The 25787-nt window shown below is 61.7% G+C and carries 16 protein-coding genes, 1 tRNA gene and 1 pseudogene; 5 read left to right on the plus strand and 13 right to left on the minus strand.

The window, feature by feature from the left end; all coding sequences use genetic code 11:
- Window positions 1-9: 9 nt before the first annotated feature.
- Window positions 10-86 (minus strand) — tRNA-Met (locus BLS41_RS11245).
- Window positions 87-179: 93 nt separating this feature from the next.
- Window positions 180-467 (minus strand): hypothetical protein, encoded by a 288-nt coding sequence (locus BLS41_RS11250; protein WP_074764460.1) that lies wholly within the window; start codon window positions 465-467, stop codon window positions 180-182.
- Between the two features lie 329 nt (window positions 468-796).
- On the opposite strand from BLS41_RS11250, the gene xth reads away from it, so the two are divergent.
- Window positions 797-1573: an exodeoxyribonuclease III gene (gene xth / locus BLS41_RS11255; protein ID WP_074764462.1), complete on the plus strand. Its 777-nt coding sequence runs from the start codon at window positions 797-799 to the stop codon at window positions 1571-1573.
- A gap of 67 nt (window positions 1574-1640) precedes the next feature.
- Here xth and BLS41_RS11260 read toward each other — a convergent pair whose 3' ends face one another.
- The 4 genes from BLS41_RS11260 to glnA form a co-directional block, all read right to left on the minus strand.
- Window positions 1641-3758 (minus strand): prolyl oligopeptidase family serine peptidase, encoded by a 2118-nt coding sequence (locus BLS41_RS11260; protein ID WP_074764464.1) that lies wholly within the window; start codon window positions 3756-3758, stop codon window positions 1641-1643.
- Window positions 3759-3907: 149 nt separating this feature from the next.
- Complete coding sequence (gene ntrC, locus BLS41_RS11265) at window positions 3908-5425, minus strand: nitrogen regulation protein NR(I) (protein WP_074764466.1); 1518 nt, start codon at window positions 5423-5425, stop codon at window positions 3908-3910.
- Between the two features lie 35 nt (window positions 5426-5460).
- A complete protein-coding gene (gene glnL / locus BLS41_RS11270) occupies window positions 5461-6603 on the minus strand; it encodes a nitrogen regulation protein NR(II) (protein ID WP_074764468.1) in 1143 nt (380 codons plus the stop codon).
- 231 nt (window positions 6604-6834) lie between these two features.
- Window positions 6835-8250: a type I glutamate--ammonia ligase gene (glnA, locus tag BLS41_RS11275; protein WP_074764470.1), complete on the minus strand. Its 1416-nt coding sequence runs from the start codon at window positions 8248-8250 to the stop codon at window positions 6835-6837.
- Window positions 8251-8689: 439 nt separating this feature from the next.
- Here glnA and BLS41_RS11280 point away from each other — a divergent pair, with 439 nt between their 5' ends.
- Window positions 8690-9154 (plus strand): rhodanese-like domain-containing protein, encoded by a 465-nt coding sequence (locus BLS41_RS11280; protein ID WP_074764472.1) that lies wholly within the window; start codon window positions 8690-8692, stop codon window positions 9152-9154.
- Window positions 9155-9370: 216 nt separating this feature from the next.
- Here BLS41_RS11280 and BLS41_RS11285 read toward each other — a convergent pair whose 3' ends face one another.
- From BLS41_RS11285 to BLS41_RS11305, 5 genes are all read right to left on the minus strand, one after another.
- On the minus strand, window positions 9371-12316 hold the full coding sequence (locus tag BLS41_RS11285; protein WP_074764474.1) for a GH92 family glycosyl hydrolase: 2946 nt from the start codon (window positions 12314-12316) through the stop codon (window positions 9371-9373).
- A gap of 448 nt (window positions 12317-12764) precedes the next feature.
- A complete protein-coding gene (locus tag BLS41_RS11290; RefSeq protein ID WP_074764476.1) occupies window positions 12765-13610 on the minus strand; it encodes a competence/damage-inducible protein A in 846 nt (281 codons plus the stop codon).
- Between the two features lie 25 nt (window positions 13611-13635).
- The gene (locus BLS41_RS11295) at window positions 13636-14469 is read right to left on the minus strand and encodes an EI24 domain-containing protein (RefSeq protein ID WP_074764478.1); all 834 of its coding nucleotides are present in this window, start codon (window positions 14467-14469) and stop codon (window positions 13636-13638) included.
- Window positions 14470-14628: 159 nt separating this feature from the next.
- Window positions 14629-15636: a sterol desaturase family protein gene (locus BLS41_RS11300; RefSeq protein WP_074764480.1), complete on the minus strand. Its 1008-nt coding sequence runs from the start codon at window positions 15634-15636 to the stop codon at window positions 14629-14631.
- 60 nt (window positions 15637-15696) lie between these two features.
- Window positions 15697-16713, minus strand: coding sequence for a YVTN family beta-propeller repeat protein (locus tag BLS41_RS11305; RefSeq protein WP_074764482.1), 1017 nt, complete (start codon window positions 16711-16713; stop codon window positions 15697-15699).
- Between the two features lie 585 nt (window positions 16714-17298).
- On the opposite strand from BLS41_RS11305, the pseudogene BLS41_RS40285 reads away from it, so the two are divergent.
- A pseudogene (locus BLS41_RS40285) lies at window positions 17299-18871 on the plus strand (YadA family autotransporter adhesin).
- Window positions 18872-18953: 82 nt separating this feature from the next.
- Here the strand turns inward: BLS41_RS40285 and BLS41_RS38345 are convergent.
- Together BLS41_RS38345 and hrpA are read right to left on the minus strand one after the other, a co-directional pair.
- Window positions 18954-19256, minus strand: a complete 303-nt coding sequence (locus BLS41_RS38345; RefSeq protein ID WP_143026246.1) for a hypothetical protein — start codon at window positions 19254-19256, stop codon at window positions 18954-18956.
- Window positions 19257-19311: 55 nt separating this feature from the next.
- Window positions 19312-23787 carry an ATP-dependent RNA helicase HrpA gene (gene hrpA / locus BLS41_RS11325; RefSeq protein WP_074764489.1) on the minus strand — a complete coding sequence of 1492 codons (4476 nt, stop codon included), beginning with the start codon at window positions 23785-23787 and terminating at the stop codon, window positions 19312-19314.
- A 23-nt stretch (window positions 23788-23810) separates the two neighbouring features.
- Here hrpA and argA point away from each other — a divergent pair, with 23 nt between their 5' ends.
- Both argA and BLS41_RS11335 read left to right on the plus strand, forming a co-directional pair.
- Window positions 23811-25199, plus strand: a complete 1389-nt coding sequence (gene argA / locus BLS41_RS11330) for an amino-acid N-acetyltransferase (RefSeq protein WP_074764491.1) — start codon at window positions 23811-23813, stop codon at window positions 25197-25199.
- Between the two features lie 57 nt (window positions 25200-25256).
- Window positions 25257-25529: an oxidative damage protection protein gene (locus BLS41_RS11335; RefSeq protein ID WP_007181244.1), complete on the plus strand. Its 273-nt coding sequence runs from the start codon at window positions 25257-25259 to the stop codon at window positions 25527-25529.
- The last annotated feature ends 258 nt before the right edge of the window (window positions 25530-25787 follow it).

Raw genomic sequence — 25787 nt, forward strand, 5'->3', positions numbered from 1 at the left:
AACAATACTTGGTTGCGGGGGTAGGATTTGAACCTACGACCTTCGGGTTATGAGCCCGACGAGCTGCCAGACTGCTCCACCCCGCGTCAGAGAAAAAGAGTATAGCCTGCTGTCATCCAAACGTCAAACACTTGCGCGAATTATTTCTCGAATACGCTGGACGTGCACGTGAATCGGTATCAAAGATCCTGCACAGTCGCGCCTTCCACCTTGCCGTCGATGATGTCCGCGCCGTACTGGCTTGCACTACGTTTTGCGACGCCAAAATCGGAAATGGTGGCTGGCAGCACGAGACGGAATACGCGGCTCGCCTTCGATCCGCTGATCGCGCCAGGCCGGCACACTCGCACCGCGACGTCGTAACCTTCGGAATGACGCTTATGGCCGTCGAATTTGTCGAAGGCACGCGAAAACACCAGCGGGTGCACTTCGAAGTCCTTATAGAGCGCGGGATAAAGTTCGGCCATGATGACTCTCCAACTCGCGAGAGCGAGTGACTGTGTGGACCCACTATACGCTGTGGCATGAGGCGTCCGCGCTTTTATTTTCCGGCCCGCGAACAGGCAATTTTCACAGTCGCCTGTGTCGCGCGATAAGATGCTGGGCTAATGGAATCGCACGCAAAAATCCGCTGTGCGACTGGCCGCATGATCGCCGCTTCGTTTCCTGTGCGACCGTATAACCCGCCGCCGTGCCGTCGACCGATACGCGCGGCAGGCCGGGATGGTCGGGCGAAATCAGAAGATCGGGATCGAGGCCACGATAAAACCTTGCCCCGCAAGAATGTGAGAATGTCATGAAAATCGCTACGTGGAACGTCAACTCTCTCAAGGTGCGCCAGCAACACGTGATCGACTGGCTCGGCACCAGCGGCACCGACGTGCTGTGTCTCCAGGAACTGAAGTTGACCGACGATAAATTCCCGCGCGCCGAGCTCGAAGAGAAAGGCTACCGGAGCTGGTTCGCCGGTCAGAAAACCTATAACGGCGTCGGCATTCTGGTGCGCGACGGACTCAGCGTCGACGAAAGCAGCGTGGTGCGCAACATCCCTGGCTTTGAAGATCCGCAGCAACGCGTGATCGCCGTGACGGTAGAAGGCGTGCGCATCATTTCCGCCTATTTCCCGAACGGTCAGGCGCCGGGCACCGAGAAGTTCGCGTACAAATTGCGCTGGCTCGACGCGCTGCACGACTGGGTCGCGATCGAAATGGCGCAGCATCCGAAGCTCGCGCTGCTCGGCGATTACAACATCGCGCCGGACGACCGCGACGTGCACGATCCGAAAGCGTGGGAAGGTCAGAATCTGGTGTCGCCGGAAGAGCGCGCAGCATTCGTGCGCCTGATCGCACTGGGTCTGCTCGACGCGTTCCGTCAGTTTGAACAGCCCGAAAAACTCTACTCGTGGTGGGACTACCGGATGATGGCATTCCGCCGGAATGCGGGCGTGCGCATCGACCATATTCTGTTGTCGAAGGCACTGGCCGACGTGTGCACGTCGTGCGATATCGACAAGGTGCCGCGCAAGTGGGAACAGCCGTCGGACCACGCGCCGGTCTTCGCGCAACTCGGCTGAGTATTCAACGTAGTAGCCAACGTAGTAGCGCGCCGCGTCGAATCCCGTGCAGCGCGCCAAGCGTTTGTCATCCTGCAGACAAGCTGGAGCCGTTCAACACGCTCCACAGAAACTCGAACACCATCGCATCGTGCTCGGCCTGCTCCAGTTCATCGGAGCCGCCGTGGCCGCCTTCCGTGTTCTCCTGGTACCAGACCCTGTCCGCCCTCTCCGCGCTCAACGCCTGCATGCGCGCAGCCATTTTGCGCGCGTGACCGGGATGCACGCGGTCGTCGGCAGTCGAAGTCGTGAACAACACTTGCGGATAAACCACGTCCGCCGAAACCAGGTGATACGGTGAATAGGCAGCAAGCGCACGCGCGTCGTCAGGGTCGTCGGGGTCGCCGTATTCGTCGATCCACGACGCGCCCGCGTGCAGCAGATGGAAGCGGCTCATATCCAGCAACGGCACTTCGCAGACCACCGCGCCGAACAACTCGGGACGCTGCACCATGCACGCCGCGACCAGCAGGCCGCCATTGCTGCCGCCCTGAATGCCGAGTTGCGCGGCACTGGTCACGCCGGTGCTCACGAGCGCTTCAGCCACCGCGATGAAATCGTCGAAAGCACGCTGACGGTGTTCGCCTTGCGCCGCCGTATGCCAGCGCGTGCCGAACTCGCCGCCGCCACGAATATGCGCGACCACGTAGACGCCGCCGCGTTCCAGCCAGCCGATGCCCTGCCCCGTCAAATAACTCGGCAGCAACGGAATCGCGAAGCCGCCATAGCCGCTCAGCAAACACGGACGCGGACCGGGCTGCGTGGAACCCGCACGCGGCGCAATCACCGTGTACGGAATCTGCGTTCCATCGGCCGATAAAGCATGCCCATGCGTGACGGCAAAGCGCGTCGCGTCGAACTGCGTCGGCCAGCGATCGAGCAACTCCCACTCGCCCAGATCATCGCGCGCGAGATCGGTGAGCCAGTATGCAGGCGGCTGCAGATAGTCATCGGTATCGACGAATACTTCGTCGTTCAGCGTCGATTCGATCGGCGACACATCGGCCTGGGTATCGTCGCGCGATGGAAACACGCGCTGCTGCCAATGCCACTGCTGCTGCGCATCCTGCGATGCCGTCCACAGCACGGTCCGGTTCTGCACATCTTCGAGATACGACACGATCAGATGATTGCGCGTATGCGTCCACTCGCATGCCGAGGTTTGGGAAGTGGGCGTGAACAGCGGCACCACGTCGCGTTCACCGCGCAAAAATGCGTCCTCGCGGATCGCCAGCAACGAGCCGCCCGGATAGCACGCGCCCTCATGTTCCCAGTCGAGGCGCGGTTCGAGCAGCAGCCAGCCGTGCCAGCCGCCGACCGCGACGTGCGCGGACAAATCGTACTTGCGCCAGGCGTCGCGGGCACCATCGGCGGTATCGAGGTAATACGTGTGCGAATCGAAAAAGTCGATGCTGCTGATCACCGAATGCCGGCGTTCGAGCGGATCGTAATGCGCCTCCACGCCGATATCGCCGAACGCGCCCCTGAACACCACCGGCGCATCGGCCAGCGCCGTGCCGCGCGTCCAGCGCCGCACTTCACGCGGATAACCGGAGCGCGTCAGCGTCTTGCGGCCATTGTCCCAGCCGATATAAAGCGTGTCCCGATCGATCCACGATGCGGTGTGCTTGCCGGCCTTCGCGATCGCGAAGCCGTCGTCGACGAAACGCTGTGCGTCGATATCGAACTCGCGCACGACCAGCGCATCGGAACCGCCCGGCGACATCGTGATCAGCGCGCGATCGCCATCGGGATAAAGAATGTCCAGTTCGACGCAAACCCACGGCGTGCCTTCAGCCGCGCCCAGCGCGTCGAAGTCGAGCAGGGTCTGCCAGACCGGCGCACCGCTGCGCCATGCCGCCCACGTCGTACGACGCCAGATGCCTTTGGGATTGCGCTCGTCCTGCCACAAGTCGTACGCCCAATCCATCCAGCGGTCGGGAATCACCGGGCGTTCGCGCGGCAGGTAGGCATCCGCGAGACGCTGCCGCAGCAGTTCGAATGGCGGACTGCTGCACCACGCGGCGCGCGTTCGGGCGTTCTGCTGCTCGACCCACGCGAGCGCATCGGGGGCGTCGAGCGCTTCGAGCGATAGGAAAGGATCGGGGGAAAGCGGCCAGGAAAACTGAGTGGGAGATGCGGGCATCGTCGGCTGTCGAATGAAAACAGCGTTGATTATGCCTTGTGATGCAGGAAGGCCCGCTCGACGCGCGATCTTCGAGTCCACAATGGAAAACGGACCGGGGACGCCTGCGCGCCAGTCCGGTCCGTCAATATCGCGCGAGTCAACGCCAATCAGGGCTCGAGATTCAACTCCTGAATCTTGCGCGTGATCGTATTGCGACCGATACCGAGACGCTCGGCCGCTTCGACCTTGCGTCCGCGCGTGAAGTCGAGCGCCTCGCGAATCACCGCCGCTTCGAAACGACGCGCGAGTTCGTCCATCACGTCGGCGGCATTTTCGCGCAGCATCCGCGCGACTTCGGTGCGCAAACCGCCTTCCCATGCACTGACGGGCGTCGCGACCGGCATGCCGGTCGAACCCGCGGGCAGAGTCGCCGCGCTGGTGCCGTTGATCGGCGCAATGCCGGTCAAATTGCCGTCGCCCGCAGCGGCCACACCGCCGCCTGCACCGCTCAGATCGCTGACGCCGGCCTGCGCCGGTCCGAGATCGGGCGGCAAGTCCTTGATCTCGATGGTCTGCGCGGGCGCCATCACCGTGAGCCAGTTGGCGAGATTCTCCAGTTGACGCACGTTGCCAGGAAACGGCAGCGAAGCAAGATGCGCGAGCGCCTCTTCCGACACACGCTTCGGTTCGACGCCGAGATCGCGCGCGCTCTTCTGCAGAAAGTGTCGCGTGAGCAGCGGAATATCTTCGCTACGTTCGCGCAGAGCCGGTAGGCGCAAACGGATCACATTGAGCCGGTGATACAAGTCCTCGCGGAACAGGCCCTGACGCACGCGCGATTCGAGATTCTGGTGCGTCGCTGCAATCACGCGCACGTTGGCGCGCAGCGGGTTATGCCCGCCGACGCGATAGAACTGCCCGTCCGACAGCACACGCAACAGACGCGTCTGCAAATCGAATGGCATGTCGCCGATTTCGTCGAGGAACAGCGTGCCGTTCTCGGCCTGCTCGAAACGCCCCTGACGCATGGCCTGCGCGCCGGTGAACGCGCCGCGCTCGTGGCCGAACAATTCGGATTCCAACAGATCTTTCGGAATCGCGGCGGTGTTCAGCGCAATGAACGGACCGTTCGCGCGTGGGCTATGTCGGTGCAGCGCGCGCGCGACCAGTTCCTTCCCGGTGCCTGATTCGCCGGTAATGAGCACGGTCGCCGCCGAATGCGACAGGCGTCCGATCGCGCGGAACATGTCCTGCATCGCCGGCGCCTGGCCGAGCATCTCGGGCGCTTCGGCCGGACGGTCGTCCCACGTCTGCTCGCCGCGCATGCTTTCGTCCACCGCGCGGCGGATCAACTCCACCGCCTTGTCGACGTCGAACGGTTTGGCGAGGTACTCGAACGCGCCGCCCTGGAATGCGGCGACCGCGCTATCCAGATCCGAGAACGCGGTCATGATGATGACGGGCAAGCCCGGCACCTTGTCGCGTACGGTTTGCAGCAATTCGAGGCCCGAGCCGCCCGGCATCCTGATGTCGGACACCAGCACCTGTGGGCTGTCGTGATCGAGCGCGGCCGATGCCTCGCGCACATTCGCGAAGCTGCGGGTCGCGAAGTTCTCGCGTGCGAGCGCTTTTTCAAGCACCCAGCGAATCGATTGGTCGTCGTCTACTATCCAGATCGGCTTCATATAGGTCGGTCAGAAGTCTTGAAATGCGTGTGGTGTTAGCAGTCGAGCGGCAGCAAAATCTGAAACTCGGTGTGGCCCGGCCGGCTTTCCACTTCGATCAGACCGTCGTGCTGCTGCACAAAAGTCTGCGCGAGCGTCAGACCGAGACCGCTACCGTCCTCGCGCCCCGACACGAGCGGATAGAAAATGCGGTCACGGATTTCCTCGGGAATGCCAGGGCCGTTGTCAGTGATATGCAAGTCCAGTGCCAGCTTACATAAGCGTTTCGACACGGTGATCTTGCGTGCAATGCGGGTGCGCAATTCGATGCGCGCGTCGCCTTGCGAAATACGTTCGCGCAGTGCTTCGGCTGCATTGCGCACGATGTTCAGCAGCGCCTGGATCAACTGTTCCTTGTCGCCGCGCAGGTCGGGCACGCTCACGTCGTAATCGCGCTCGATGGTGAGGCCGCGCGGAAACTCCGCGAGAATCACCTGACGCACGCGCTCGCATACTTCATGAATGTTCACGTCGCCGACGATATGCGGATGACGGTGCGGCTCAAGCAAGCGGTCGACCAGTGTCTGCAGCCGGTCCGATTCCTTGATGATGACCTGCGTGTACTCGCGCAATTCGTCGCGCTGACGCTCGCCGAGTTCGAACTCCAGCAGTTGCGCCGCGCCGCGAATGCCGCCGAGCGGATTCTTGATCTCGTGAGCGAGATTGCGGATGAGTTGCTTGTTGACCGCCGTGAGGTCGTTGATGCGCTCTTCACGATCGGTACGCAGATGCCGCTCGTTCTCGAACAGTTCGAGCAGCACATAGTCTTGCGCGCTTTCCAGAAAGCCGACGATCGCGTGCACGTGCAGCGGTTCGTGGCCGGGACGTTCGAGCACGGCGTCCAGATGGGTCGCGTGAAAACGGTGGGCGGCGATCGCGGTGATGGTCGCGACCAGTTCGTCCGCATTCGAGAAGATGTCGGGCCACGTCATCTGCGTCAGTTGACGTCGCGACATCTCCAGCATCGACTCCGCCGAAGGATTCGCGAACGCGACGCGCAGCGAGCGTTTTTCGAGCACCAGCACGACGGTGGGCAGCGTCTCGAAGCCCGGCAGCAGACCGGAACTGACGAGCTGCGCATCGTCCGACAGTGACTGCTCGTGCCCTTTCCTTGCCTTGATCAGATTCTTGAGAACCATCTTGCAGTCTGGCCGATAGGAGATGGTGATAAATCAGGGAGTGCCGCTTCGGTGATACCTGGCGTAGTGCCTTCTGCTCCCTCATTGCAAACAAAGGCATCGCAAACGAAGGCATCGCCAAACGTTCGGTCTGGTCCAACAAAAAAGGGACGGCGCCGCCGTCCCTTCGTGACCGATCGCGAGCGTCGGGCAGAGTGCTTCGCCGTTTGAAGGGCGAAGCACCATTGCCGCTTACAGCGAGTAGTACATTTCGAATTCGATCGGGTGCACCGACTGACGATAGCGTTGCAGCTCGCCCGTCTTCAGTTCGATGTACGCGTCGAGCATCGAATCCGTGAACACGCCACCGCGCGTCAGGAACTCGCGGTCGCCGTCGAGTGCGTCCAGAGCCTGGTCGAGGCCGGCACACACGGTCGGGATCTTTGCATCCTCTTCCGGCGGCAGGTCGTACAGGTTCTTGTCGGCAGCTTCGCCCGGGTGAATCTTGTTCTGCACGCCGTCCAGACCCGCCATCATCAGCGCGGAGAAGCACAGGTACGGATTCGCCAGCGGATCCGGGAAACGCGTTTCGATACGACGGCCCTTCGGGTTCGACACGTGCGGAATACGGATCGATGCCGAACGGTTGCGTGCCGAGTAAGCCAGCTTGACCGGTGCTTCGAAGTGCGGCACGAGACGCTTGTACGAGTTCGTACCCGGGTTCGTGATCGCGTTCAGCGCGCGAGCATGCTTGATGATGCCGCCGATGTAGAACAGCGCGAATTCCGACAGACCTGCGTAACCGTTGCCTGCGAACAGGTTCTGGCCGTCTTTCCAGATCGACTGGTGAACGTGCATGCCCGAACCGTTATCGCCGACAACCGGCTTCGGCATGAACGTTGCCGTCTTGCCGTACGTGTGCGCGACGTTGTGGATGATGTACTTCATTTGCTGCAGCCAGTCGGCGCGCTGAACCAGCGTCGAGAACTTCGTGCCGATTTCGTTCTGGCCTTGACCAGCGACTTCGTGGTGGTGCACTTCGACCGGGATGCCGATCTGTTCGAGCAGCAGACACATTTCCGAACGGATGTCCTGGAACTGGTCGACCGGAGCAACCGGGAAGTAGCCGCCCTTCGTGCCCGGACGGTGGCCGGTGTTGCCGCCTTCGAATTCCTTCGCCGACGACCACGGTGCTTCTTCCGAACCGATCTTGATGAAGCAGCCCGACTGATCCGTGTTCCACTGGACCGAGTCGAAAATGAAGAATTCGGGTTCCGGACCGAAGAAGGCGGTGTCGCCGAGGCCCGTGCTCTTCAGGTACGCTTCAGCGCGCTTTGCCAGCGAGCGCGGGTCGCGCTCGTAGCCCTTGCCGTCTGCCGGTTCGACGACGTCGCAGGTCAGCACGAGGGTCGATTCTTCGTAGAACGGGTCGATGAAAGCCGTGTTTGCGTCCGGGATCAGCAACATGTCCGATGCTTCGATGCCCTTCCAGCCGGCAATCGACGAACCGTCAAACGCATGGCCGCTTTCGAACTTGTCTTCATCGAATGCCGACACCGGCACCGAAACGTGTTGCTCTTTACCGCGCGTGTCGGTGAAGCGAAAGTCGACAAACTTGACGTCTTCGTCTTTGACGAGTTGAATGACGTCGGCCACGGATTTACTCATAACCTATCTCCTGATTAACGAATTCGGCGGATTCAGCCGCCGCCCAATCTAGCTGACCCGTCCCGGCACGTCCACCCCTGAATCGAGGGAGTGAGACAGAAACTCTTGTCAGGACAAATCGATCGGCACCAATAAAGCAGCTTCTGTGCCACCTCTGCGCCAACCCGGCGCAATTCCTGACTGCACGCTCGTTTGCGGGGAATCTCCCGATCGAACGACGTGCATTGTCCAAATCTTCGAGCGCCATCAAGCACCATTTCTGTGCAGTCACTATGCGCGAGAAGTTCGATAGTTCCATTCTGGTGCATTTATCCTTATTTGCACCAGAATAAAGCATCGACGCAGCGAGTCTGGGTCCGCGTAGCACGGTCAGCCGGGCGCGCGGCGGCGGGTTACCCCGCGCTAGAATGTTCATTTGGTCCGAAGGAGACAGGCACTCATGAGCACGCTCGAACAGCTGTACGCCCAGGCGGAAACCCGCCGCACCGAGAACCAGTTGCCGTACGCCGGCGCGCTGTCGCCCGCCGAAGCATTCGAACTGTTGCAACTCGATCCGCGCACGCGCCTGGTCGACGTGCGCACCCGCGCGGAACTCGACTGGGTCGGCCGGCCGGTGATCGGCGACGGGCAGTACGCGCACGTCGAGTGGACCCGCTACCCGGGCGCGGTGCCGAATCAGGAATTTCTCACGCAGTTGGGCCAGATAGCGTCGTCCGATACGCCGGTGCTGTTCCTGTGCCGCAGCGCTGCGCGCTCGAAGCTCGCCGCGATCGCCGCTACCCAGGCCGGCTTCACGAAGGCGTACGACCTGCTGGAAGGCTTCGAAGGCGACAAGGACGGCCAGGGGCATCGAAAGACGGTCTCGGGATGGTGTTTTCGCGGCTTGCCGTGGCTCGGTGCGTGAGGCTGCGTAGCAGCGCGACTCATGAGCGCGTTTGGGGAACCGCTGAAGAACCCAGTGGCGGTTGCCTAAGCCCACTGAAATAGAACGCGCCGACGACACATTGACTGCATCGTCGGCGCAGGGTGTGACACTGCGATGTCGGGGCGAAGGCTTCTGCTCGCGACCGGCAGCCACCTATTTATCGGGCGTCGCCGCCCGATCACCCCACCGCTGCGCTTACTGCGCCGCGGCAATCCCGAACACGTGCAACTTGCCGGCGCTAACCTGCTTCGGCAACGTGACGCTCGCCACCGTCTTGCCGGGAGTCAGCGGCACGGTCTGCGCGAACAGATAAGTCTTGACGGCGTTGTTCGTGCCGTCGCCACTGTTGCGGTACGTCGTGGTCAACGCGATCGGGTTCACGGGTGCTGCGCTGCCGCCGTTGAGCGTCCAGTCGTCGAACGAGAGCGTGAAAGGCGTGGTCGTGCCGTCGGCGTAGGTCACGAGCGCCGCGCCCGAACCCGGCCCATTGTTGGCCGAACCCAGCAGAACCAGCGAGCTGCCTCTCGTACCGCGCGGCATCGCGATGGTCTGCCCGACTGCGACGGCGTTATCGAGCGGGCCGCCTGACAGCATGAAACTCGCGCCGTCGAAAACGAACGGCTTACCAGGCGCCGCACCCGCGCTCGCCAATGCCTGCGACGAGTAGCTGTAAATCGAACCGTCGAAGTCCGCACCCTGGCCGTCGGTATTCGTGCTGCCGTCCGTGCTGATGCCGTGGTTGTTGAATGCATCCGCGACGTTGCGTGCGACCGGCACGCCGTACGACGGCGGCGCATCGGCGGCATCCGTTCCCCACTGCGACGGCGTCGAGCCCATCGCGAAGTTCAGCGTCGCCCCGCGCGACAGCGCGTCGATGTCGAGCCACGAACTGTGATGGGCCGCACCATTCACGGTCAGACTTTGCACGTACGTGGCGCTGGGCGCGCCCGGCGCATTGATGCGCAACGTCTTGCCATTGCCCAGATGCACCGTGATCGACGAGAACTGCGGGCTGCCGATCGCGAAGCCGCCCACCCCCGGAATTTCCGGATACAGACCCAACGCGCCCCACACATACCAGCCGGATACCGCGCCGAGATCGTCGTTGCCCGGCAAACCGTTCGCGTCGGTGCTGAACGCGCTCGCCATGATCTGCTGGACGGTGCTCTGCGTACCGGACGGCGAACCGGCCCAGTTGTACAACCAGGGCACCTCGAAAGTCGGCTCGTTGCCCATATAGAAATTGGGCAGGCTCATCCCTGCATTCAACACCGTGAAAAACGTATTCAACCGCGATACCACGGTCGTGTTTCCGCCAAGCTGCGCGAACAGTCCGGCCGGGTTGAACGGCACCATCCACGTGTATTGCTCGGCGTTACCTTCCACGTAGTTGTCGGTGCTGGACGGCGTTTCGGGGATCCAGCTGCCGTCAGCGTTGCGACCTGCGTTCAGAGGCGGCGTCAACGATGTGTTGAGCACGTTCTGCCAGTAAGCCGAGCGGCTCAGCATCATTTTCTGGAAGGTGGAATTGCCCAGTTCGCCGGCAAACTGCGAAATGGCGAAATCGCTGCTCGCATATTCCAGCGTGGACGATGCCTGCCCCCACTCGCCGCTCGTGATGTAGCCGGTTTGCAGATAGCTGGCGCGGCCGCCGTTGGTGGTGACCCCGTTGCACGCAGTGCCGGGAATGTTGGCCATCCTGATCATGTGATTCAACGCGCCCGACGTATCGAAATTGCGCGCGCCGAATCCGTACGCGCCTGCCAGGATCAGCGACCCGGCGTCACCCGGCATCACGCCGTCTTCGACGTTGTCATTGACCCAGTGCGGGATCGCGCCGCACTGATCCGCGTCGTTAACGAGGGACTGCGCCATGTCGCTGGTTTCTTGCGGATACAGCACGGCCTTGAGCGGAATCAGCGAGCGATAGATGTCCCAGCCCGAAAAACTCGTGTATTGCGCCGCATGTCCCGCGCTCACCTTATGGACTTTCTGGTCGAAGCCGACGTATTGACCGTTGATGTCGCTGAATACGCTCGGTGCCCACGACGCATGGTAGAAGGCGGTATAAAACTTGGTCAGCGCGGTGGTGTCCTGACTGGTCACCTGAATGGTATTGAGGCGCTGATTCCATATCGCATCGGCCACTGCCTTTACACCATTGAAATCCCACGAAGGATTTTCTTTTTCCAGATTATCTTTTGCATTCGCGACACTGACGTATGAAATACCGATTTTCATCAGCACCGTTTCACCTTTACCGAAATTCATTACCGCACGGCCATTGGTAAAGGAGGAATTCGTTGCAAACGGCTGATTGAATTGCGCGTAGAAATACACCGGGACATTGGTGGAATTTCCGCAGAAATGTCCGCCGGTGGTATTACCCGAAATAGTCTTTGCATCTACCTGCGTGACCGAGCCCGCCACGCCGGTTGCCGTGTTCGTATAAGTGGTATCGAGCACGAGCGCCGCGCCCTGCTGATCCGGGTAGATGAAGCGGCCGAAGCCGGTGCGCAGGGTCGCCGTCAGTTCGACCTTGATCTGGTTGTCGAGCAGCACGGAATAGGCGCCCGCCACCGATTTTTCGTTGGCGTGACTAAAGGTTTGTGCGAGCGGTTTGGTAGCATCCAGCGTCGGCATGACGGGGAATTCGCCGTCGTTACCCGAGCAACCTGCGCCGCTCATATGCGTGAGGCTGAAGCTCTGGATCGAATTGATGTCGTAGTAGTAACCGGCCGGAGAACCAGGCTCCGCGCTGTTTGCCGGAGCCGACGTGGTGTTCGTGTCGGGCGCCCATTGCACCATGCCGTTCGGCAGACCCGCCGCCGGCACCACGCTGCCGGCCTGCCCGGCTGGGACGGGGTTCGGAGAGTTGCTGGCCAGTGTGCCGATGAGCGGATTGACGTATTGGGTCAAACGCTTCGTGGCGCGATCGGAGCCCGGCGATTGCTGGCTGTTGTCGGTTGCGCTGGCGTTCGACTGACTGGAGCCGGCTGCTGTGCCGCCCTGACTCGTTCCCTGAAGCTGGTTCGCGGCGACCGCAGCAGAGCCGGCCTGGCTGCCCGGACTATCTCCTCCACAACCGGTCAACGCGCCAATGAAAATCAACGCAACCGAAAGACGGCGTAAATCTGGCATGGCTGTCTCCTGAGTGTTTTTAAGTCATGCCCAATTATTGATTTTTCAATTGAGGTCAATGACTGAAAGCCATGCTATACGACGCTTTCGAATTGCGTCAATCAATTATCCATTAGCCATTTATGTTTATTTTAATTTACTAAACAAACTAAAAACCTATCAAATCTTTCAATAACCATTAAAGAGAGATGTATTGCATTGCCAGACACGATCCAGTCATGCGCGGCGAATTTTATTTATGAAAATAAATAGAATCTATTGCAATGCCGCAATAGCGGCGAATGATGATTTATGAGGATTGACGCGAAGCGATGAGGAATCGGCTCCGGCTCGCTGGAAATGACCGTCACAAGCCGCGCGATAAGAATGGGATGGAAGCCGGACCTGCCGCGAGCGGCATTGTCCGGCCTTGCGCAGCCCGTCAGCCAGGCGCGGGCCGCGCGTGCGCCTAGCCGCGCGGTTTGCCCGCAGCCGCTGCGGCGGCCGCCGCTTCCGGCTCGACAATATCGCCGCCCAGCAGATGCACGCCTTCCCGCAGCTTGACGAACGCCGCCGCAACGGCTTCCGGCTCGCCCTTCACGCCCAGGTCGATGTGATGTCGCGCATACACACCACCGCGCTCCGCGTCGCCGACACTCGGCAGACTGAATACCCGCACACCCGGAAAATCGTGTTCGATTTTCTCCATCAGCGGCGTGATGCGCGACTCCGGCAACTCGAACACCAGCAGCGACTTTTCCGCATGCGGCATCGCGTGATGCAGGTGCGCGTAATGCGTATCCAGCACCCACTCGATCATCGGCCACGCCATCACCGGAAAGCCCGGCACGAAATGGTGTTCGCGGATCGAAAAACCGGGAATCTTGTTGTAGCCGTTCGGGATGATCGACGCGCCCTGCGCATACGTGCCCATATTCAGCCGATGCCGGTTCTCCGGCGACTCCAGATCGAGCGGCGCCGCGGCATTCGCCGGATGCATGTCGCGAATGCGCTCCTGAATCAGCTTCGCGGCTTCAGGATGCAGTTCGAGCGGCACGCCGAGCGCGGCCGCCGCGCATTGCCGCGTGTGATCGTCCGGGGTCGCGCCGATGCCGCCCGTCGAGAACACGATGTCGCCGGAAGCGAACGTGCGCCGCAGCGTGGCCGTGATCCGCTCGGGGTCGTCGCCGATGTACTCCGCCCAGCCGAGCGACAGTCCACGCGCGCCCAGCAACTCGATAACCTTCGGCAGATGCTTGTCGACACGCCTGCCCGACAGAATTTCATCGCCGATGATGATGACGCCAAATGCCATTGTCGCCTCTTTCACTCAATCAATATCAATAGGGAACCGGCGCCGTGTGACGCACGCCGCCATGCTCTTCCGCGCGCATGCGCTGCAGCGCGCGCAAACAGTAATAGCCGAACCACAAAGCCGAAAACACGAGGATGAACGCATAGATCCAGATCGTCACCGCAGTGATGACCGGGAACAGAACGATCAGCCAGACCGACGACGCCCAGATCAGCGTCGGCAGCGAACCGAGCAGGCCGCTCGCGATACCGATCAGCAGCAACGGCAGCCGGAAGCGCTTCACCAGCGCGCGACGCTCGTCGGCGCTTGCATGCAGCGCGAGCGCGTCGTACGTCATCACGCGGTAGGTGAGCCAGCCCCACAACAGCGGCGGAATCAGCGCGAAGAATGGAGGCACCAGCCACAGCGGCAACGTCACGATTAGCAGCACCAGACACACCAGCGTCGTCCATAGCGCCTGCCCGAGGCTACCGTACCACGTTCCGCCACGACGCATTTCCAGGGCGGGAAACTGCCGCGCGGACAGAAAACGGATCACGGCTGGCATCGACAGCGTGGCGATCAGCAGCAGCACCGTGACGACGATCAGCGGAATCGCGATCGCGATCACGAAGAACGGCGCCATGACCGCATGCAGCGCCGAAAAACCGAGCCAGTCGAACAGGTGATAAAGCGTGACCGTGAACGACCAGTTGTCGAGCCAGCCGCGCGTCGCGCCGATCAACGTCTGCCAGGAAAACCACAGGAGCACGCCCCAACCGATCGTCGCCGCGAGAAACGGCATCAAGGTCAGCCAGAGCATGCGCGGGTGGAGCGCGCTGGCGAGCGCGCGCCCGAACGAGCGCAAAAGATCATTCATGCGAGCCAGTGCCCTTGAACGGAACGACGGAATAAAAGGAAACGCGCGACGATCCGGCGATAAAGCCGGAAGCGCGCGAACGGACGTGCACAGGATAAACCACGCGACGCGCCGCCGGGGAAACCGGCGGCACACGAGAAAAGAGACGAGAAAGGAGACTCAAACGGCGGCAGTGTCGCTGCGTTCGCCCGGGGCGGTATGGTTCTTCGATGTCAGGCGTTTCGCGATGCGCACGAACGCGAGCCAGTGCTGCGCCCAGAAACCGTCGCCGTAACGGCGGCCGTCCAGCTGGTCGGCGATGCCGGTCGGTTCCATTTCGCGGCTCCACGAGACGCTACGGAACAGCATGTCCCACCACGGGAACAGCACGCCGAAGTTGCAGCCGTATTTCAGCCCGTCATGGCCGTAACCGATTGCATGGTGACGTCGATGAAAAGTCGGACTGACCAGCAGCCGCTCGCCAAGCCAGCCGAAGTACAGGCGAATATTGGCGTGCTGCACGCTCTGCGCGAGGTTGGTGATCGCCACCAGCACGACGAATTGCGACGGCGGCACGCCGATCACCAGCGCGATCACAGCGAAAAACGACGCCTGCATCAGATCGTCGAGCAGATGATTGCGGTCGTCGGCCCACAGCGACATCTGCTGCTGGCTGTGATGCACCGCGTGCAATTCCCACCACACGCCGATCCGGTGTTCCCAGCGGTGATACCAGTAACCGGCAAAATCGAGCACCAGCAGATACATCACGAACGTGACCAGCGGCTGCGTCGTGACACCGGGCCACAGATTGTCGAACTCGATGTTCGCGATGTTGTGCATCCGCAACCAGCTCTGCACGCTGTCGAAAAACGGCTGCAGCGCGAAGAAAAAGAACAGGTTGAGAATGCCCAGCTTGGCGATCCACGTGTACAGCACGTCGACCCGCACCGCCTTGCGGTTTTCCCACTGCTCGACCGGACGCAGCGCCTCCAGCGGGCGCAGCACCGCATACATGGCGAGCACCTCGAACACGCCCACGATCACCCAGTACAGCGCGTCGTACGTGTCTTCGTCGTAACCCATCAGGTCGAAGCGGAACAGCAGCGGCTGCACCACGTTCACGTACAGCAAGGTCTGCACGGTTGAAACGAAGCTGTCGAGCGATGAAAAAATCAGATGGAACATGGAACTGACCTGGTGACTTCGTCCGTCATGGCTTGCCGCGACGCCGTATTGCTACGGCGCTCAGGCGCCATTCGGCGCCGTAACCGGCGCACGATTGAAGAAATAAATACCGTGTGGCGAACGGCCGACGGCAATCGTCTGGATCAGCTTGCGCGTAGTCAGATCGATGATGCCGATGTGCTTCGCGAAACGGAACGTAACCCACAGATAGCGTTTGTCTGCAGAAAGTTCCATGTCGTCCGGCCCCGGCATCAGACCGGTGATGTCGCCGACATTGGTCAACGATTCTTCGTCGATGATGCTGATCGTGCTCGCCACGCGGTTCGACACCGCGACGTGTTTGCCGTCGGCGAGCGAACGGAAATTGTGCGCGCCCTTGCCTGTCGGGATGGTCTTGACGATTTTCTGGTTGCGCCAGTCGACCACGGCGACGTAATCCGCGCCGGTCATGCCGATCAGCAGATATTTTTCGCCCGGCGTCATCCACAGGCCGGCCGGCACCTTGCCGACCTTCATCTTCCACTTCACGGTTTGCGTGGCCAGATCGATCGCGGCGAGTTCGCCCGACACCTGCAGCGTGACGAACACCGTCTTGCTGTCGCTCGTGAACGCCATATGGCTCGGCATGACCGCGAGCGGCAGGCGCGACGCCAGCGTCATCTGGTTCTTGCTGTCGTAGTGATAAATGTCGAGGCGGTCCAGACGCAGACCCGTCGTGACGAGCCACTTACGGTCGGGCGAAAAACCGATCTGATACGGGTCTTCGATATTTTCGACCCATCGTTGTACCTGACCCGATTTCGGGTCGACGAACATCAGGTTGTTCGATACCGAATTCGCGACGATCAACGACGAATTGTCCGGCGTGGCCATCAGGTGATGCGGCTCCTTACCCGTTGGCACCGTGCCGACGACCTGGCGGCTGGCCTCGTCGATCAGGCTCAACGTGGCTTCGCCGGAATTGAGCACGATCACGTTATTGGCGAAAGCCGCCGGAGAAAAAAAGCCTGCGGTGGCTACCAGAGCTACGCCCGCTGCGAACGTGGCAGTCAAGCCGGGAAGAAGAAATTTGCGCATGAAAACTCACTTCGGAGAACAACTGTCATTGTAGAACGTTTGCTGGTGCCTAAGGTTGACCCAGATGGCCCCTGATGCAGAGTAAATGACGGGCGCGTTGATTTAAAACAGCCGCCGCGCGGCAGCGCGCGCCGCGCTGTCGAGAAGTGCTTACGGCGTGGCAAAGGAAGAAAAAGGGTGCGCCGTTTCGCGCTATAACTTCGGCACGCGCTCTCAAAAATCCAAATGCTTGAATTATTTTTTATAAGAACAATCACGAATATTAAAGACCCTAATTAATAAAACTCAAATTCACGAAACATATATTCAGATCGAAATTTCGCGTTATTTTTATTTAGGATTTTACTGATATAACGCTGCGAAAGCCTGCCAGAGAATCCCTTTAGCTCATCGCCAAAACAGTTATTCGGCGGACTTAAGAGCGTAATGTGGGTGTCTCGAACGTACCTGAAAACAAAAGCTCCAGCGCGTGACGACCGCGGTTCATTTGCCATTTATTTCGCGCGTTTTATAAGGGCGATGACGCCTCTGCGATTCCCTGCATTCGCACGCTGTCCGCAAAAGTACCGTGGAGACTCTCACACAATGAATAGAAGTATTTCAATCGTTCAATGCAAAACGACCAGAATCCGGCTGACTGCTCATAAAAACGTTGGCGGCAAAGAGACTCTCGCCACGGCGCGGAAAAAGGCCGTCGTTCGTGCCGTGCTGGCTGCGGCGGCGTTGGCGGGAGGAACATCGGCCTCACACGCTTCCGACGATCTCACCGGTACCGGTATCGGCTCGATTCAGGCCGGTCCAGAAGCTAGTGCATTGAGCGACCACACAATCGCGCTCGGTCAATTTACGACCGCGACCGGCGAAAGCTCGGTTGCACTCGGCGCGCAAGCCCGGACGGAATCCGAAGGCGCGGTTGCGGTTGGCCTGAACGCCCGTGCGTCGGGTGCCGGCGCATTGGCTATAGGAGCGGGATCGGTCGCCTCCGAGAATGCCGCCTCGGCATTCGGCTCGCTCGCGACGGCATCCGGCTTCGTGTCCGCCGCGCTCGGCTATGGTGCAACGGCCAGAGGTGCCGCAGCCTTCGCCGCGAGCGCGTGGGCCACCGCAATGGCTGACAACAGTATCGCAATCGGCACCTATTCAAACGGAGCCGCCACTGGCGCGGTGGCGCTCGGCGCGTTCACGGAGGCCGGCGGCGTCAATTCCGGCGCATTCGGCTTCCAGGCAACCGCGACGGGCGCCGATTCGATCGCATTCGGTAGCTACGCCAAAGCCAGCGCCAACAACAGCATTGCATAGGGTGCCAATTCCACCACCACGGCCAATCCGGCTCTGCACGGCTTTGTCCCGTCCGGTGCGGACACAACCCTGATAGCGGCACCGGACGCGAAAGGCGAAGTCTCGCTCGGCTCGTCGAGCAACGAGCGGCGTTTGACTAACCTCGCAGCAGGAGCAGCGCCGACCGACGCAGTCAACGTCAGCCAGTTGAGCGCGGTGGACGGCAAGGTCGACGCGCTTGCTCAAAGCGGCACTCAACGTTACTTCAAGTCCACCGGCAACCATGCCGACGACGCCGTGGCAAGTGGCGAGCATTCACTCGCTGCGGGCGCCGGCGCTGAAGCCACCGTCGACAACGCGGTGGCGGTCGGGGCGCAGGCGAGCGCGAGTGGAACCGGCTCTGTCGCGCTCGGGGCCGCAGCAAACGCTGGCGCGGACAATTCAGTCGCGCTAGGTCAAGGCTCGGTCGCGGACAGGGCGAACACGGTGTCGGTCGGTACGGCAGGACAGGAGCGTCAGATCACCAACGTCGCCGCGGGCATTCAAGGCACCGACGCGGTCAACGTCAACCAGTTACAGCAGAGCGTCGGCAGTGCGGTTAGCCAGGCCAACAGCTACACCGACGATCAGATCCGCTCGGCTCGCCTTGACGCCAACGGGGGTACGGCATCCGCGTTAGCGATGGCGGGCTTGCCGCAGGCTGTACTGCCGGGTCGCGGAATGGTTTCGATGGCAGGCGGTACATTTGGCGGCCAATCCGGCTTTGGCAATCGGCGTGTCGCAGCTCTCTGCCACCGGCAAGTGGGTCTACAAGATGCAAGGCACTACCGACTCCCGTGGTCAATTCGCCGCGTCGATTGGCGCGGGGATGCACTGGTAAGCGCAATCTATCTGGCCACAGTTCGCCCTTTTGAAGTTACGGTCAAGATAGTTAGAACTTCGTGCTGGAGAAGCGGGCTGGGCTAACAAAGCCTGGTCTCTCGTTCGGTAACGTCGTTCGCATAAGGAATGACGTCCCGCTCTGCGTTCAGCCACTCGAACACGCATCCGGCGGCGCTGAAGCTCTTGCAGCCGAAGCCGAAGCCGAAGCCGAAGCCGAAGCCGAAGCCGAAGCCGAAGCCGAAGCCGAAGCCGAAGCCGGCAGAGTTTAAGCGGTTGGCGGTCGGCGGTTGGCGGTTGGCGGTTGGCGGTCGGCGGTTGGCGGTTGGCGGTTGGCGGTTGGCGGTTGGCGGTTGGCGGTTGGCGGGTAGCAATTTACCCTTCATCACAAACACCCCCAATCAACCACTAACCCCCAAACGCAAGAACCACGCCCCACCCTCACCGCTGCATCGACTCCCAAACCTTATACAACCGCTTCACCGAAACCGGCATCGGCGTACGAAGTTCCTGCGCGAACAACGAAACGCGCAACTCCTCCAACAGCCAGCGAAACTCCGACAAACGCGGATCAAGCACGCCGCCGCGTTGCGCAACCGCCCGCTGATAGTTCTGCAACAGCGGTTGAAACTCCGCGAACTGCCGGGCATCGCGTGCAGAATCGGCCTTCAGTTTGTCGACGCGCAACGCAATCCCCTTCAGATAGCGCGGGAAATGCGCCAACTGGGCATACGGCGTATCGACGACAAAACGCTTGCCGATCAATCCGTCAAGCTGACTCTGCATGTCAGCATGTGCCGCCGTGAACGACTTGGCCTGCACCAGCTTCTTCGTCACGCCCGCGTATTCGGTGAGAACCTGCCCGACCAGACGGGCGATTTCCTGCGCCAGCAACGTCAGACGGCTGCGTCCTTCGTCACGTCGCGTGTGGAAACTGACATCGTCGGCGGGAAGCGGGTCTTGCAGACAGGCCCGATCCAGCGCTGTGTCGATCAACTGATCGCGCAACTCCTCCTGCGTACCGCGCGGCATGAACTGCATCGCCATTTCACGCAGGCCCGGCAGATTTTTCTCCAGATACTTGATCGGCTCTTTCAACTGCAACGCGAACAGCCGGCGCAATCCCGCGCGATGAATCCGCGCGGCTTCGTCCGGCGAATCGAACACTTCCACGTCGCAATGGGTGCCGCGATCCACCAACGCCGGATAGCCGAACAAGGTCTGGCCGCCACGGCGAATTTCCAGCAACTCGGGGAGCTTGCCGAAATTCCACGTCGTCAGTTTTTCATACAGCGCCGTGCCCGCCGCGCCTTCCTGCGACGTGGCTTGCGGACCTGACGCAGCGGCTCCCTTGCCGCGCTGTGCAGCACCGCCACTTGTCGCGCCGCCAGCCTGCGAAGGCGGTGCGACGCCACCGCCGCCGCCCGCATCCGCCAATGCCGCGCCCGCCGCACTCGACGCAATTTTCTGAAAATGCTGCTGCGCCTGGCCGCCGAGTTCGGCTCGCAGTTGCGACATATTGCGGCCCATCGCGAGCTGTCGTCCGTGCTCGTCGATGACCTTGAAATTCATGAACAGGTGAGCCGGCAACGTCTCCAGCTTGAAGTCCGACTGCTTCATCGCGACCTGGGTCTGCTCGCGGATATCGGCGATCAACGACTCGAGCAAACCGCCCGCGCCAAATCGCGGACCGCTCTGCCGCTCCACGAAACCTGCCGCGAATTCGGGCAGCGGAACGCAGTGCCGACGCAACTTTTGCGGCAGCGACTTCATCAGCAGTTGCGCCTTTTCCTTCAGCATGCCGGGCACGAGCCATTCGCAGCGGCGTGCGTCGACCTGATTCAACGCGTACAGCGGCACGGCGAGCGTGACGCCGTCGCGCGGCGAACCCGGCTCGAAGTGATACGTGAGCGCCATTTCGACGCCCGCCATCGTCATCCGTTTCGGGAACAGATCCGTCGTCACGCCGGCGGCTTCGTGGCGCATCAGATCGTCGCGCGACAGATACAGCAAACGTAGCTTGTCCTCGCTCTGTCCGCTCTTTTTCACCTCATCGCGATACCAGCGCTCGAACGACGCGCCGGTATAAATGCCATCCGGCAGCGCCTGATCGTAAAACGCAAAGATCAACTCGTCGTCCACCAGCACGTCCTGGCGACGCGACTTGTGTTCCAGTTGCTCGATATCGGCGAGCAGCTTGCGGTTGTGCGCGAAAAACGCGAGTTTCGTATCGAATTCGCCTTCGACCAGCGCGCCGCGAATGAACAACTCACGCGCGCGCGACGGGTCCTGCTTGCCGAAGCTCACGCGTCGACGGTGATAAATCGGCAGGCCGTACAGCATCGCGCGCTCGAACGCGGACACCTGCGCGGCGCGCTTCTCCCAATGCGGCTCGGAAAGCGACTTCTTCAGCAGATGCGCGCCAACCGTCTCGACCCACTCCGGCTCGATCTTCGCGATGCAACGCGCGTACAGCCGGCTCGTCTCGACCAGTTCGGCGGCCATCGCCCACTTGCCCGCTTTCTTCACGAGCGCCGAGCCCGGCCACAAATAGAACTTGATGCCGCGTGCGCCGAGGTAATACGGCTCGTCGTCGGCTTTGAGGCCGATGTTGCCGAGCAGGCCGGTCAGCAGCGCCAGATGGATCTGCTCGAACGTGGCTTCCGCTTCGTTCACGCGCCAGCCGTGCTCGCGCACCACCGTCAGCAATTGCGAGTGCACATCGCGCCATTCGCGCAGACGCAATTGCGACAGGAAGTTCTTGCGGCACTCCTCGTGCAACTGCTTGTTCGACTTCTTGTGCGCGATCGCTTCTTCGAACCAGTTCCAGATTTTCAGCCACTGCAGGAACTCCGAACGCTCGTCGGCGAACCGCTTATGCGCCTGGTCGGCCTGCTCCTGCGCCTCGATCGGCCGGTCGCGCGGGTCCTGCACCGACAACGCGCTCGCAATGATCAGCACTTCCTTCAACGCCTGCTGATCGCGCGCGGCCAGAATCATCCGGCCAACCCGCGGATCGAGCGGCAAGCGAGCGAGTTCGCGGCCGAGCGGCGTCAACTGGTTGTCGTCGTCGACGGCGCCGAGTTCGTTGAGCAACTGATAACCGTCGGCAATCGCGCGACCCGGCGGCGGCTCGATGAACGGGAAAGTTTCGATCGCCGTCAGGTGCAGCGACTTCATCCGCAGAATCACCGACGCGAGCGACGAGCGCAGAATTTCCGGATCGGTAAAGCGCACGCGCCCCTGGTAGTCGCTTTCCTCGTACAGACGAATACACACGCCATCGGCGACACGGCCGCAACGCCCCGCCCGCTGATTCGCGGCGGCCTGCGAAATGGACTCGACCTGCAACTGCTCGACCTTGTTTCGATACGAGTAGCGCTTCACGCGCGCGAGGCCCGTGTCGACCACATAGCGAATGCCCGGCACCGTCAGCGAGGTTTCGGCGACGTTGGTGGCGAGCACGATCCGGCGCGCGTTCGATATGCGGAACACGCGCTCCTGCTCGGCCGCGGATAAACGCGCGAACAGCGGCAGAATTTCCGTATGCGGCGGATGATGCTTGCGCAGCGCCTCGGCGGCATCGCGAATTTCGCGCTCGCCCGGCAAAAACACCAGCACGTCGCCGGGGCCTTCGCGGCAGAGTTCGTCGACCGCGTCGACGATGGCGTCCATCAGATCGCGATCGGTTTCGCGCTGGGTTTTCGGGCGTTCACGCGACGACGCAGCCGTCGACGTGCCCTGCGCCGCCTTCACGGCCGGGCTGTCTTCGACGACCGGCCGGTAACGGACTTCGACCGGATACAGACGCCCGCTCACTTCGATCACCGGCGCGGGCTTTTCCTCGCTGCCGAAGTGCCGCGCGAAGCGATCGGCGTCGATGGTCGCCGAGGTCACGATCAGTTTCAGATCGGGACGCTTGACGAGGATTTCCTTCAGATAGCCGAGCAGAAAATCGATGTTCAGGCTGCGCTCGTGCGCTTCGTCGATGATCAGCGTGTCGTACGCCTTGAGCAGCGGATCGGTCTGCGTTTCGGCGAGCAGAATACCGTCGGTCATCAGCTTGACGGACGCGCCCGGCGACAGGTTGTCGGTAAAGCGCACCTTGTAGCCGACCACTTCGCCGAACGGCGTGCCGAGTTCTTCGGCGATCCGGCGGCCGGTCGCCGACGCGGCGATCCGGCGCGGCTGTGTATGGCCGATCAGACCCGCGCCGCCGGCACCGAGGCCGCGTCCGAGCGCGAGGCAGATTTTCGGCAACTGGGTGGTCTTGCCGGAGCCGGTTTCGCCCGACACGATCACCACCTGGTTTTCGGCGATCGCTTTGGCGATCTCGTCGCGGCGGCCGGAAACCGGTAGCGCTTCGGGGAACGTGATCGGCGGAATCGGGTTGGGTTCGACGATGCGTTGCGCGCGTGGCGGACGCTGGTCGCGCGGCGGGCGTGGTTCGCGCGAGCCGCCTGTTGCGCCCGTTTGTCGCGACTCCTGTCCGGCGGTCCCGCGTCGCTCCTCGCCACGCTGCGGCCCTTCACCGCCGACCCGCGCGGCCCGCTGACCGCCCGCGTCACCGCCACCCTGCCGCCGCTCGCCATGCCCCGCATTCTGCTTGCCGCCCCGCTCATCGCGTGAATGGCGGCCGTTCTCGCCACGCGCAGACGATGATCGCAAATCACCGCCGCTCACATTCGCCGACGCACCAGCGTCAGCGCCTGAAACGCGCGAAGCCTCCGGCACATTTTTCTGTTGCTCCGACGCGCGCGCGCCCTCCACCGCACGGCGCGTTTCGCGCGCCGTGTCCGGCGGGTTGCTTTGAGCGTCCTGCGCAGGGCGGCGATGGGCGTCGCCGGAGTTCTTTGGATCGGCGGCCGAAGCCGGATTCTCGTTCGCCGCAGCGGGACTTTTGGGTACATTCGACATGGGGGCGCATTATAATCCCCGGCATGAATTCCCAAACCGACCTCGTCCCCGCGCCTGCGAGCGTTCCGGCCCCCACCGGAACACCGGAAGATCTCGCACAGCATGCGCAATTCGTCGACTGGATGCGCTCAGTCGCCCCTTACATCCATGCGTTCCGTAACAAGACATTCGTTGTCGGTTTCGGCGGCGAAGTGGTGCATCAGGGGCTCCTGAATGCGCTCGTGTCCGATATCGCGCTGCTTCAGGCCATGGGCATCCAGATCGTGCTGGTGCACGGCTCGCGACCGCAGGTCGAAGAGCAGATGAGTCTGCACGGCGTGGAGTCCGAGTTCTCGCACGGCATGCGAATTACCGACGCGCGCGCGTTGGAATCCGCGAAAGAGGCGGCCGGTGAAGTGCGTCTGGATATCGAGGCGGCGATCAGCCAGGGCTTGCCGAATACGCCGATGGCGCACGCGCACATCAGCGTGGTTTCTGGCAATTTCGTGACAGCACGGCCGGTCGGCATTCTGGACGGCGTCGACTTTGCGCACACTGGCGTGGTCCGCAAGATCGACGCGGATTCGATCCGCCATTCGCTCGCGAGCCGCAAACTGGTGCTGCTGTCGCCGCTCGGCTTCTCGCCCACCGGCGAAGCATTCAATCTGTCGATGGAAGACGTGGCTTCGGCCGCGGCCATCGCGCTGCGCGCCGACAAGATCGTGTTCCTGACCGAAACGCCGGGCCTGATGGAAGTCGGCGAAGAAGGTCCCGAGCTGGTCCGCGAACTCTCGCTCGACGACGCGTACAAGCTGCACGAAAGCGGCGAAGTCACCGGCGACGCAGGCTTCTATCTGAAGCATTCCATTCGCGCGTGCCGAGGCGGGGTTGCGCGGGCGCACATCATCCCCTATGCGCTCGACGGCAGCCTGCTGCTCGAACTGTTCCTGCACGATGGCGTGGGCACCATGATCTCGTACGAGAACCTGGAGAGCCTGCGCGAAGCCACACCGGACGACGTCGGCGGCATTCTCTCGCTGATCGAACCGCTCGAATCGGACGGCACGCTGGTGCGGCGCGGACGTCACCAGATCGAACGCGACATCGACCACTTCTCGGTGATCGAGCACGATGGCGTGCTGTTCGGCTGCGCGGCGCTGTATCCGTACACGCAGGAACGCATCGGCGAAATGGCCTGCCTGACAGTCGCGCCAGAAGCGCAAGGCACCGGCGACGGCGAACGCCTGCTCAAACGCATCGAGCAACGCGCACGGGCGCGCGGCCTGACGCGCATTTTCGTGCTCACCACGCGCACCGAACACTGGTTCCTCAAGCGCGGCTTCGTCAAGGTCACGGTCGACGACCTGCCTGAAGACCGCCGCCGGCTCTATAACTGGCAGCGCAAATCGCTCGTGCTGATGAAACAGCTCTGAGCGTCGCCCTATCAAGCGACTGTCCGCCCCCAATACCGATTAAAGGAGAAGCACAGCATGACTCGTATGGTTCAATGCGCGAAGCTCGGCAAGGAAGCCGAAGGTCTCGATTTCCCGCCGCTGCCGGGCGAACTTGGCAAGCGGATCTACGAAAGCATTTCGAAGGAAGCCTGGCAGGCCTGGTTGAAACAGCAGACCATGCTGATCAACGAAAACCGCCTGAACATGGCCGATCCGCGTGCACGTCAGTATCTGATGAAGCAGACCGAAAAGTTCTTCTTCGGCGAAGGCGCGGATACTGCGCAAGGGTATGTGCCGCCGTCCGCCTGATTGGCGCACGAGCCGCGTTCTCGCGGTAGAAGCTGAAAAATCCGCGCCTTGGGTGCGGATTTTTTTTGCCCGCGGCGGCAGGTCGCCGCCAATTTTTATCGCTGATTTCGCCGCTGCCGGTTCTCGCTACCGGCTTTCCGCCGCCTTCGCGCCGGCTCCTGGTCGCACTTTCACCCTGCTTTTTGCCCGTTTTCTAGCGCGTATATTCGCCACGCACACCCCTCGTCTTCGCGACGATCGCCGCTCCATCAGCTGCCA

Origin of the sequence: Paraburkholderia fungorum (genome assembly GCF_900099835.1) — a bacterium.
GTDB classification, from domain to species: domain Bacteria; phylum Pseudomonadota; class Gammaproteobacteria; order Burkholderiales; family Burkholderiaceae; genus Paraburkholderia; species Paraburkholderia fungorum_A.